Annotated in this window: 9 protein-coding genes; 2 read left to right on the forward strand and 7 right to left on the reverse strand. The window is 54.7% G+C overall.

What is annotated here, in order from left to right:
• Nucleotides 1–233: 233 nt before the first annotated feature.
• Together ACJJIS_RS15180 and ACJJIS_RS15185 are read left to right on the forward strand one after the other, a co-directional pair.
• Nucleotides 234–1,406, forward strand: coding sequence for a sensor histidine kinase (locus tag ACJJIS_RS15180; protein WP_475708445.1), 1,173 nt, complete (start codon nucleotides 234–236; stop codon nucleotides 1,404–1,406).
• Nucleotides 1,403–2,242, forward strand: a complete 840-nt coding sequence (locus ACJJIS_RS15185) for a LytR/AlgR family response regulator transcription factor (RefSeq protein ID WP_413664877.1) — start codon at nucleotides 1,403–1,405, stop codon at nucleotides 2,240–2,242. Before ACJJIS_RS15180 ends, ACJJIS_RS15185 begins: the two co-directional genes overlap by 4 nt.
• A gap of 146 nt (nucleotides 2,243–2,388) precedes the next feature.
• Here ACJJIS_RS15185 and ACJJIS_RS15190 read toward each other — a convergent pair whose 3' ends face one another.
• The 7 genes from ACJJIS_RS15190 to ACJJIS_RS15220 all read right to left on the reverse strand — a co-directional run bounded on the left by ACJJIS_RS15190 (nucleotide 2,389) and on the right by ACJJIS_RS15220 (nucleotide 11,657).
• Nucleotides 2,389–3,651, reverse strand: a complete 1,263-nt coding sequence (locus ACJJIS_RS15190; protein WP_413664876.1) for a sugar MFS transporter — start codon at nucleotides 3,649–3,651, stop codon at nucleotides 2,389–2,391.
• 551 nt (nucleotides 3,652–4,202) lie between these two features.
• On the reverse strand, nucleotides 4,203–5,159 hold the full coding sequence (locus tag ACJJIS_RS15195) for an acetyl-CoA carboxylase carboxyltransferase subunit alpha (protein ID WP_445357936.1): 957 nt from the start codon (nucleotides 5,157–5,159) through the stop codon (nucleotides 4,203–4,205).
• Nucleotides 5,160–5,252: 93 nt separating this feature from the next.
• Nucleotides 5,253–8,771, reverse strand: a complete 3,519-nt coding sequence (gene dnaE / locus ACJJIS_RS15200; RefSeq protein WP_475708446.1) for a DNA polymerase III subunit alpha — start codon at nucleotides 8,769–8,771, stop codon at nucleotides 5,253–5,255.
• A gap of 58 nt (nucleotides 8,772–8,829) precedes the next feature.
• On the reverse strand, nucleotides 8,830–9,045 hold the full coding sequence (locus ACJJIS_RS15205) for a DUF1289 domain-containing protein (protein ID WP_282931790.1): 216 nt from the start codon (nucleotides 9,043–9,045) through the stop codon (nucleotides 8,830–8,832).
• A complete protein-coding gene (locus ACJJIS_RS15210; protein WP_252085074.1) occupies nucleotides 9,038–9,574 on the reverse strand; it encodes a gamma carbonic anhydrase family protein in 537 nt (178 codons plus the stop codon). The genes ACJJIS_RS15205 and ACJJIS_RS15210 overlap by 8 nt, the downstream gene beginning before the upstream one ends.
• Nucleotides 9,575–9,672: 98 nt before the next feature.
• A complete protein-coding gene (locus tag ACJJIS_RS15215) occupies nucleotides 9,673–10,194 on the reverse strand; it encodes a methylated-DNA--[protein]-cysteine S-methyltransferase (RefSeq protein WP_475708447.1) in 522 nt (173 codons plus the stop codon).
• Nucleotides 10,191–11,657 carry an AlkA N-terminal domain-containing protein gene (locus ACJJIS_RS15220; protein ID WP_413664873.1) on the reverse strand — a complete coding sequence of 489 codons (1,467 nt, stop codon included), beginning with the start codon at nucleotides 11,655–11,657 and terminating at the stop codon, nucleotides 10,191–10,193. Before ACJJIS_RS15220 ends, ACJJIS_RS15215 begins: the two co-directional genes overlap by 4 nt.
• Between the last annotated feature and the right edge of the window lie 119 nt (nucleotides 11,658–11,776).

Genomic DNA, 11,776 nt, shown 5'->3' on the forward strand with positions numbered 1-11,776 from the left:
AACTCGTATTTAAAAATAGAGAGGAGTTGTCTTCTGAATCGAGATTGCCGAAAATTACTCGACTATTCACCCCGAAATCAGATAAAAAGGACTTTCTCGGGGACAAGCCGGAAGCGTGGCGCTATCCCCTCTGGCGGGTCACGTTTCTGCAAGGTAATATTCTGCGGATAATAATGAACGCGACGATGAGCGTCTATCCCGTCCTTTTCACAATACTAAATATGCGGGAAATCATGCAGTACTCGACCCGTCTAGATACGAGACCGAACACTGAAATTCAGTCGACCCGCTGGTTTTGGAAACTACAGCTGGTCAGCTGGGTTGGCATACTGCTGGTCACTTTTCTTTCACTGACTCTGTGGCACTCCCCTACAGAGTGGCCTCACTTCGAGCCTGTCAATACAGTATTCCAGTGCGCTATTGCATTTTTATTATCCCTGTTTCTAAAACCGATTTTTGATGTCGCCTGGGAATCAGAGCTCGCCTTCCGCACCGTGATCTACCTTCTGGCTGTCGCTGTTATTTCTGGAATATGGACCTTGGTTCGAATGGAGGCCTATATACGCCTCAGTGGTGAACACTCGATCTGGTCTGAGTTCGGCGGTTGGTATTACGCTTCTTTATTTGTATTTTTATTCTGGAGCGCCCTGTACTGCGGGGTAAAATATCACTTCCTACTCAATGAAGAGCACAAGAAAATGCTGGAGGTTGCAGCAGTACATGAACGGGAGCAGCTCCGCAGACTTCAAGCAGAGGCCATTGCCAATGAAGCGCAACTAAAAATGTTGCGCTACCAGCTTAACCCACATTTTCTCTTCAATACGCTCAACTCCATTAACGCCCTAATTCGATTCCAGCAATCTGATGAAGCGCGAGAAATGGTTGTGCGCCTCAGTGATTTTTTAAGGCTCTCCCTGAAAGAAGACCCCATGCAGAAAGTGGAGCTTGACCGCGAGATCGAGGCGGTATTGCTCTATTTGGAGATTGAGAAAACCCGCTTTGCCGACAGGTTGTCCGTAGACCTATCGATCGATGAAACTGTACGCCGGGCGCAAGTGCCCAGTATGTTGCTGCAACCACTGGTGGAAAACTCGGTGAAATATGCCATAGCCCCCAACGAAATGGGGGGCACTATCGGTATCCACGCGCACAACACCGATGATCGCCTGGTGCTGGAAGTCTACGACACCGGTTGCCCAGATCACTTTGCCAGCGAATGTGACCCGGAATCCTCCTCAACGGGAGTGGGCCTCAAAAACGTACGCGAACGGCTATCGACGCTCTACCCGCAAGATTTCAAAATAGAACAAAACAAAAATTCTGATGACGGTATGCAAGTACTCATCAATATTCCACTGGAAATTTCCAACCAATCAACCCACCTGACACAGGGAGAAGTTCAATGAGCAAGCTCAGCGTCGTACTGGTGGACGACGAGCCCCTGGCTTTAAGACTACTGAAAAGTATGCTCGAAGAACGCAAGGACCTGGATATTCTCGCCTGTTGTCGCAATGGCCGGGAAGCTGTCCAAGCAGTTTCAGAGCACAACCCAGACCTACTCATTCTCGATGTGCAGATGCCAGGAATGAACGGTTTTGATGTGGTGCGCAACCTGCAGGCAGACACCATGCCCCTGGTAATCTTTGCCACAGCCTACGACCAATACGCCCTTAAGGCTTTTGAAGTCCACGCGGTTGACTATGTGCTCAAGCCACTGGACCCGCGCCGACTGGAAACCGCCCTCGACCGCGCCCGACAGCGCCAGGCACAGATGATATCCAAAGGAGAGGATGGCCATCAGGAAGAGAAAAATCGCCTGATGCGATCTTTCGAAAGCAGTGCCGGCAAAGCATCAAGCGGAGAGAACGCCGCTACTTCAACCCAGCGTCTCGCCATTAAAGACCGGGGCAGTATCACCATGGTTAGCCAACCGGATATCGAGTGGATCGATGCGGCGGGTGACTATATGTGTGTGCATGCCAAAGGGGAAACCCATGTAATGCGCAGCACTATTAAAGACCTGCAAAAACAACTCTGCCCAGACACTTTTAAACGCATTCACAGATCCACGCTGGTTAACCTGAACTTTATTGTACATATCAAGGTTTTAACCAAAGGCGAGTACTTTCTCACCCTGAGCAGCGGTGCAAAGCTGAAAGTAAGCCGCAACTATCGCTTACCGATTAAAGAGTTTCTCGACTCCAACAAACAGTCTGATCTAACTGCCCCCCAAGCTTCCTAACCCCCAACCTCTCTAAAACTGGCAGGGATCGCCGGTACCCCCTCCCCCCACAATCAAATACATTTCAAATTGGCCATTTATTCCGGACACAAAAAAGCCGGCATAAAAATGCCGGCAAACGAGCTCAGAAGAGAAGAAAAGAAAACTTAAGCGCGTTTATCTGTACGGTGTCCTGAGAGACCGTAGTAGAGAATATAGAGGTAACAGAAGATCGGCAGAACGAACGCCAATTGGATACCAATTTGGTCAGCCAGAAGCCCCTGTAACAACGGCACAATGGCACCGCCTACAATGGCCAGGCATAAGATTCCGGAGCCCTGACTGGTCGATGGGCCCAGCTTGGCCAGCGCCAAACTAAAGATAGTCGGGAACATAATAGAGTTGCACAGACCCACAGCCAGTACCGCCCACATCGCCAGATAGCCGCTACCCGTAACAGTAATCAACAACAATACACAGGAGCCGATAGAGCAGATTGCGAGCACTTTGCCAGCAGAGATAAAGCGCATAATTAAAGCGCCGGCAAAGCGACCAACCATAGCGCCACCCCAATACAGGGAGATATAGAAGGCGGCTTCAGACTCTTCCAAACCGGCGATGGAATCCTCAGCGATAAAGTTCACCAGGAAGCTGCCGATAGAGACTTCAGCACCCACGTAGACAAAAATAGCGATCGCGCCCAACACCAAGTGACGGTAGCTCCAGGCGGAAGCGGCTTCAGTATTGGAGACAGACTCAGAAGTTGCACTACTGACAATTGCCGGCAAATTCAAAAATGCGAAGACGATAGCCAGGATCGCCAGCGCGGAGGCCAGGATCAGGTAGGGAACTTCAATAACAGCAGCGCTGGCAGCGCCCGCTGCAACACCGGCAGCGGGTAAAATCAGCAATGCACCAAATTGAGGGGCGATAGTGGTGCCCAGGGAGTTAAAGCCTTGGGTCAGAGTCAGGCGGCTGGGCGCCGTGCGCTCATCGCCCAGTGCTGTCACATAAGGGTTGGCGGAAACCTGTAAAATAGTAATACCGGAAGCCAGAATAAACAGAGCACCGAGGAACAGTGCATAAACTTCCATTCTTTCAGCGGGGATAAACAGCAAACAGCCAACCACCGAAATACTTAAGCCGGTCACAATCCCTTTCTGATAACCAATTTTACTGACCAGGGCACCGGCAGGCAGGGAAACCAGGAAATAAGCACCAAAAAAGCAGAACTGCACCAGCATTGCCTGGGCATAGTTCAGCTCGAAAATTCCTTTCAAGTAGGGAATCAAAATATCATTCAGGCAGGTGATAAAGCCCCACATAAAAAATAGTGAGGTCAGCGCCACCAGGGCAAACCTGTGCCCCGACTGGTCACCCGTCGGTATCTGCGCAGCATCCGTTGCTGTATTACTCTGCATTATTGCCATAATTATTAATCCTGAGACTTCAGCTCACAGGCTTCACCGGTCGATATTTTCAGCCGGGCAAACCTGTGCCTTTTGCACCAATCTTTATTGTTGGTACTTTCTATCATGGAGGCAGCGCCGTCTCAGAGGCCTTTTCGATAAGGGGGTTCAAAATGGGGGCAGCGTGGACATACAGCGGCCGCCAAGCTCCAGACTGTCTGCTACCAGCCAATGGAGCCTCTCTCGCAACGGCTCCACTCACAAGAGTGGATCACACTGTTTGTAGTACTTTATTTCTCTTCTCAGGCTTCCCGAGAGTCCAATAACCTATCTATGTCGACAGCTATTACGTAGGGAAACCCGGTAAAAAATAGATTTTTCAGAAAAGAAGCGGCGAAGGGAGAGCTCGGCCACACAAAAATGACACACAGCCGCAAGTATCTATGAGTAGGGAAAGCAGGCGCCAGGAAGGAAGCACCAACCGCGCACAAGGGCAATAAGTTTATACACTTGGCGCGGCAGGGGAAGGATCTAGGGGGTCTCTGAACAACTCCCTAAAGCAAAAAAGCAGCTTAGGAAACGATATTGCCGTAGCTCATCAGGCGCTGATAGCGCTTCTCCAGCAGCTCATCAATGGGGATGCTGCTCAGCTGGTCCAGCTGCTCACTGAGACGGTCTTTGAGGCTAGTGGCCATTGCATCCGGATCGCGGTGAGCGCCACCGAGAGGTTCGGGGATGGTTTCATCCACAATACCCAACTCTTCCAACACGCTGGAGGTCACCCCCATCGCCTCAGCGGCCAAAGGCGCTTTCTCGACAGTTTTCCAGATAATGTTGGCGCAACCCTCAGGGGAAATCACAAAGTAGGTGGAGTACTGCAGCATGTTCAGCTGGTCACCCACACCGATCGCCAGTGCACCACCGGAGGAACCTTCACCAATCACGGTACAAATAATCGGCGTGCGCAGGCGGGACATCACTGCCAGGTTCTGGGCGATGGCTTCACTGATACCGCGCTCTTCACTGTCGATACCCGGATAGGCTCCCGGGGTGTCGATCAGGGTCAGCACCGGCATTTTAAAGCGCTCGGCCATTTCCATAACGCGCAGGGCTTTGCGGTAACCCTCCGGCTTCGGCATACCAAAGTTGCGTGCAACCTTCTCGTTTACAGAGCGGCCTTTCTCTTCACCAATCACCGCTACCGGCTTGCCATTTAAGCGCGCGATACCGGCGATAATCGCCTTGTCATCACCAAAGTGACGGTCGCCGTGCAGCTCATCCCAATCGGTAAACAAGCGCTCGATATAGTCCTTTGAATAGGGACGTTGCGGATGGCGGGCTACCTGTACGACCTGCCATGGGCTCAGGTCGGAGTAGATGGACTCGGTCAAAGTTCTACTCTTCTCCCGCAACCGGGTAACTTCATCGGCGATATTCAGCTCGTTGTCATCACCCACAAGCTGCAGCTCTTTTATCTTGCCTTCCAGCTCTGCAATTGGCTGCTCAAACTCGAGAAAATTAAAATTCATGAAATCTGCGCCTTTAACTCTTTTTGTTACCACCGGGCTATCACAGCGGCATAGCTTAACTGTACAGAACCAGCCAGTCGAGCCCGGTAGATTTTAACGCCGTTGTACGTATTGAAGCGCCACCTGCTCACGTCCCAATAGTTCCCTGAGGGACTGGACCATCTGGTCGTTTGGTTCTACGTTCCACTGCGGCGGCAGTCGGTACAAGCCCCGGGCATCGTGGCGGGAAACCTCAAGGCTCACCCCGCACTGACCACCGGTATAGGGTTGCAGGCAAGCGGCCAGCCGCTTGGCCAGCCCCGGTGCCACACTGCCGCTATCCACTCGCAAGCGCACCCCGGTCACCCAGCTCTGGCGCAACTCATCGAGCGTGGAAACGCTATTTACTGTCATCTTCAGGCCGCCGCTGTAATCGTCAGTGGCAACCGGTCCATCCAATACCAGCAGAGCATCCTTGGCCAACTTGTCTCGATGTTCGCCAAAGGCCTCGCTGAACATGGCCGCTTCAATACGGCCACTGCGATCATCCAGGGTAACAATAGCCATGGAATCACCGCGTTTTGTTTTCATTACCCGCATCGCCACAACCAGACCCGCAACTTTTTGCGATTCCCGGCCGGGTTTCAAATCGGCGATTCGCGCCTTCACCAGGTGTTGTAACTCACCGGCATACTCGTCAATCGGGTGCCCAGTGAGATACAGACCCAGGGTATTCTTTTCGCCTTCCAGGCGCTCGCGGATACTCCAGCAGCGTGTGCGACGGAAATCCTCGTACACATCGCCTTCCGATGCCTGGGGCACCACTTCGCCAAACAGGTCCATCATGCCCGCATTGGCATTGGCCTTTTGCTGTTCCGCCGCTTTTACCGCTTCATCCAGCGCGTTAAACAGCACTGCACGGGAATAATCCAAACCGTCGGCACCATTGGTATCCGGGCCTATGCTGTCCAGTGCTCCGGAGCGCACCAGTGCCTCCAGCGCGCGCTTGTTCACCTTGCGTGGGTCAACCCGCGAACAGAAGTCGAACAGGTCGGTAAAGGGACCACCCTCTTCCCGCGCCGCAATAATATTTTCAATCGGACCTTCACCCAGGCCCTTAATCGCACCGAGACCGTAGATAATGCGATTGTCGATATCCACCGAGAACTGGAAGCTACCCAGGTTCACATCCGGCGGCACCAGTACCAGCTCCATGGCTCGGCACTCTTCGATAAAGGTCACCACCTTATCGGTCTTATCCATATCCGAAGACATGGTCGCCGCCATAAACTGGGCGGGATAGTGCGCTTTCAGCCAAGCGGTCTGGTATGACACCAGTGCGTAAGCCGCAGAGTGCGATTTGTTAAAACCATAGCCTGCGAACTTCTCTACCAGGTCGAAGATCTTAATCGCAAGTTCGGGGTCAATTCCTTGCTCTTTTGCCCCATTTTCAAAAGTGGCCCTCTGTTTGGCCATTTCCTCCGGTTTCTTTTTACCCATCGCCCGGCGCAACAGGTCAGCGCCACCGAGGGTATAGCCCGCCAACTCCTGGGCGATCTGCATCACCTGTTCCTGGTAAACGATAACCCCGTACGTGGGCTCCAGGATCGGTTGCAGTTTTTCATGCTGGTATTTGGCATCCGGGTAGGCCACCTGGGCGCGACCGTGCTTACGGTTAATAAAGTCATCAACCATGCCCGATTGCAGCGGACCCGGACGGAACAGGGCCACCAGGGCGATCATATCTTCCAGGTTGTCCGGCTGTAGGCGCTTGATCAGGTCCTTCATACCCCGGGATTCCAGCTGGAATACCGCCGTGGTCTCTGCTCTTTTGAGCATTTTGAAGGTTTCTTCATCGTCCAGCGGCAGCGCGGCAATATCCAGGGGCTCCTCACCCACGCGCGCACGGGTCTCATCCACCATGCGCTTGGCCCAGTCGATGATGGTCAGCGTCCGCAGGCCGAGGAAGTCGAACTTCACCAGACCCGCATCTTCCACATCGTTTTTGTCGAACTGGGTTACCAGACCCGCGCCGGTCTCGTCACAGTAGAGCGGCGCAAAGTCGGTGAGCTTGGTGGGGGCGATAACCACACCACCGGCGTGCTTGCCCACGTTACGGGAGACCCCTTCGAGCTGCAGGGCCATCTCCCAGATTTCCTGGCCCTCATCGTCGTGGTCGAGGAATTCCCGCAGGATCTCTTCCTGGTCGAAGGCCTTTTGCAGGGTCATGCCCACATCGGGGGGAATCATTTTGGACAGCTTGTCGGCGAGACCGTAGGATTTGCCCTGTACCCGCGCCACGTCCCGCACCACCGCCTTCGCGGCCATGGTTCCGAAGGTAATAATCTGGCTCACCGCCTGACGGCCATAGTTATCCGCAACGTAGCCAATTACCCGGTCGCGCTTCTCCATACAGAAGTCGATATCGAAGTCGGGCATCGACACCCGCTCCGGATTCAGGAATCGTTCGAACAGCAGATCGTATTGCAGTGGGTCCAGATCGGTAATGTCCAGCGAGTAGGCCACCAGGGAGCCGGCACCGGAACCCCGCCCCGGGCCCACCGGGATATCGTGGTCTTTGGCCCACTGGATAAAGTCCATTACGATCAAGAAGTAACCGGGGAATCCCATCTGGATAATGATATCCAGCTCAAAGCGCAGGCGGTCTTCGTAGACCTGGCGGCGCTCGGCATAGTCCGCAGCGGACTTGTCTAGGATAGTCGCGAGGCGCCGCTCCATACCTTCATAGGAGACCTTTTCGAAGAACTGGTCTTCGGTCATGCCCTCGGGAATCGGGTATTCCGGCAGGAAGTATTTACCCAGCTGGATCGGTGCGGAGCAGCGCTTGGCGATCTCCACGGTGTTTTCCAGGGCTTCGGGGATATCGCCAAACAGCTCCCACATCTCTTCCGGTGTGCGAAAATACTGCTGCGCGGAGTAGCGGCGTTCGCGGCGGGGGTCATCGAGAGCGCGGCCTTCGTGAATACAGACGCGCACCTCGTGGGCCTCGAACTCGCTCTCGTCCATAAAGCGCACGTCGTTAGTGGCTACCACTGGCAAGTTCAGGTTCTGGGCCAACTTCACCGCCGAGTGCAGGTAGTCCTCATCGCCAGCGCGCCCGGTGCGCTGTAACTCCAGGTAATAGCGACCGGGGAATAACTCCGCCCACTCCCGTGCCAGCTCCTCCGCCTGGGCGCGGCGCCCCGCTACCAGGGCACGGCCCACATCGCCGTACTTGGCACCGGACAGCATCAGCACCCCTTCGCTGTACTCCTTAACCCATTCGCGCTTGATATAGGCGTTACCGTGGTACTGGCCTTCCATCCAGGCGCGGGAAATCAGCTCGGTAATATTGCGGTAGCCATCGGCGTTCATCGCATAGAGCGTGATCAGCGTCGGCTTACCCTCACCGCCTTCGCTGAGCCAAAAATCCGCTGCGGTAATCGGCTTGATACCGGAACCCAAACAGGCCCGGTAGAATTTAATCTGCCCGTAGAGGTTGCACTGGTCGGTAATCGCCAGGGCTGGCATTTCCAGCTCCTGGGCGCGGGCGATGGCCGGCTTGATTCTTACCAGGCCATCGATCAGGGAAAATTCTGAGTGAATTCTTAGGTGGACAAAGGGTTGGGTCATAGTCGCATTTAGTTCCGGGCCCTGCGAGGCCCGGCCCCGACAAAGCGCTATCGATTGTTTACCAGATTCGGCCCATTTGCCGCGCGCGCTCGGTGCAGAGCTTTAACACTGCACGGCGCTCATCGTTATCCATGGAGCCCCAGCGGCTGATTTCATTACCACTGCGAAAACAGCCCTCGCACAGGTCCTGCTCATTCAGGGCACATACGGAGATACAGGGGGATTTCACCGGGCGCTCTTTCGGCTGCACGGTTTTTACCGGTTGTTCAGACATCTTTAGCCTCAAGCGGGACCAGTTCACTGGCGAAATGTTTGCCGTTGGCCGCATAGTGATCGCTGCTGGCTTTAAGCAGCTCGTAGGTGGCGGGATCGAGAGATTTTACTACCTTGCCGGGAGAGCCCAGCACCATAGAGTAATCGGGAATTTCTGTGCCCTCGGTCACCAGCGCATTGGCGCCAATGATACAGCACTTGCCGATTTTGGCCCGGTTTAAGATCACGGCATTGATACCAATCAGGCTGTAATCACCAATGTCACAGCCGTGCAGCATCACTTTATGGCCTACGGTGACACCGGTGCCGATGGTTAATGGCACACCCACATCGGCATGCAATACCGAGCCATCCTGTACGTTACTGTATTCACCGATAGTGATCGGCGCACAGTCACCGCGCACCACCGCGTTAAACCATACGGAGCTGTGCGCAAGCATACGCACATCTCCAATCACATGGGCACCGGGCGCAATATAGTGGCCCTCACCTTCCAGTTGTGGCTGTTTATCCCCCAATCTGTACAGCATTTGGCCTCCGGCTCTATATGATTATGAACCGCTTATTATCTCGCGCCAAAGGGGCCGTGGCTAGGGAGAGATGATTGCGCTTTTCCCAATATTACCCGTTAGAGCAGCTCGCCCTGCTGGACAAAGTTGGCGCCCTCAAGGGTGAGCAAACGCGCTTTCAAAGACAGGCCGCCGGCGTAGCCGGTAAGGCTGCCATTGGCTCCGATTACACGGTGGCAGGGAATAACGATGGCAATCGGATTCGCACCATTGGCCCGCGCCACCGCGCGAATAGCCCGTGGCTGGCCCAGCCACTGGGCTTGCTGGCTGTAACTGCGGGTTTCGCCAAAGGGAATTTGCAACAGCGCATCCCAAACCCGGCGCTGAAATTCAGTACCCTTTGGCGCCAGAGGCAGATCGAAGCTTTTGCGCTGGCCGGCGATATATTCCCGCAACTGCTGAGCGGCCAAATCTGTCAGTTCCGAGGCGCCCCGCTGCCAACCGGCCCCCAAACGCAATGGTCGTTCATCGTCATAAAACTGGAGTGCAACTATACCTCGCGAGAGACCCTCTCCCGCCTGTTCGCAGGCCGCGATGGCAACATCACCCAATTCCGTGGTGTAACTCTCATAGACAATCATTTTTTCTCTCCAGATTTCAGGGACTGCCACAACAAAATGGCTCCATATGCCCGCCAGGGCCGCCACTGCTCTGCCCGCTCCAGGGCCTGCTTGGGTTTTGCCTTTTCACCATCACTGCCCAGGGCTTGCAGAATACCCAAATCCGACGCGGGGAAAGCGTCCGGCATCGACAGGCCGCGCATAGCAATATAATGCGCCGTCCAATCGCCAATACCCGGCAGTGCCGTGGCTTGACTGCACCAATCCTCCAGGGACTGATCGGCAAAACTCACTCGGCCATCCAAAGTTGCGGCGACAAACTCCTGTAGGGTTTTCACCCGAGCCCGGGTCAAGCCCAGATCGGCAAAGTCCGCCTCAGCGAGACGCTCCGCCGTTGGGAATAAAAACCGCTCTCTGCCTGCATCATCCACAAACGACTCCCCATAGCGGGCCACTATACGTCCGGCAATAGTGGTCGCCGCCGCGACACTGATCTGCTGACCGAGAATCGCCCGCAGTGCATATTCGAATGGGTCCCAGGCACCGGGCAAGCGCAGGCCCGGATTCTTCGCCAACTGATCCGCCAGCAGTGGATCTTCGTTTAATACCGTCTGGATCTCTTCAATATCCGCATCCAGGTCAAACAGCCGGCGTAGGCGCTGGTTCAGTAGATATAACCCTGCCCCACCTTCCTGACCAAAAACTTCCACCACCAGGCGATTGCGCTCCGGATCGTGGGAAACCTCCATCACGCCACGACAAGCATCCAGTTCGAAACTGCGTGAATAGACCTCCCCCTCCACCTGCTCTACCCCGGCCAAAGCGCGAGTTCCCAAGAAAGCCAGGAGTTGTTGCCAATCTAATGGCGGGCGGTAATCCAGGTACAACCGCACCCGTGTGGCGCTCGCCGTCTCGGCGCGCACTGCGTGTCCCTCCCTGCGAACCTCGGATGGGGTGCGCTGATAGATCTGTTTGAATACGCCGTTAAAGCGTCTCAAGCTGTTAAAACCAGACTCGTAAGCGATTTCAGCAATAGGCAGGTCCGTATCCCGCAGTAAACGAAAAGCAAATAGTGCCCGCTCAGTTTGCCAAACCGCTAAGGGGCTTACCCCCAGATGCTCAGAGAACAGACGACGTAAGTAGCGGCTGCTGACCCCGAGCCGCTCTGCCAGTCGCTCTACAGATTGAGGCTCGCGCTCACTGCGCATCAGTTTTAAAGCGCGCTGCACGGTGGTCGACACCAATCCCCAAGCTGGACTGCCCGGCGCAGAATCGGGGCGACAGCGCAGACAGGGCCTAAAGCCCGCATTGGCCGCCTCCGCCGCAGTCTCAAAATAAGTAACATTGCGCTCAAGCGGTGGCCGAGCGGGACAGATCGGGCGGCAGAAAATGCCGGTTGTTTTCACTGCGGTATAGAACCGCCCATCAAAGCGCCGGTCTCGGGCCAATCGCGCACTGGAGCAAACTGCTGCATCAATCTTCATAAGTCTCTCTCGTTTCTGACTAACAGTGTATGGATTGGACGGTATCGGAACTAGTCAAAAACGGAACTGACCATTTTGGGCTGTAGACTTATAAGTCAGGCAGCCGCGGCCTGAAAGAG

The sequence above is a fragment of the Microbulbifer maximicatervae (SeqCode) genome (assembly GCF_056231245.1).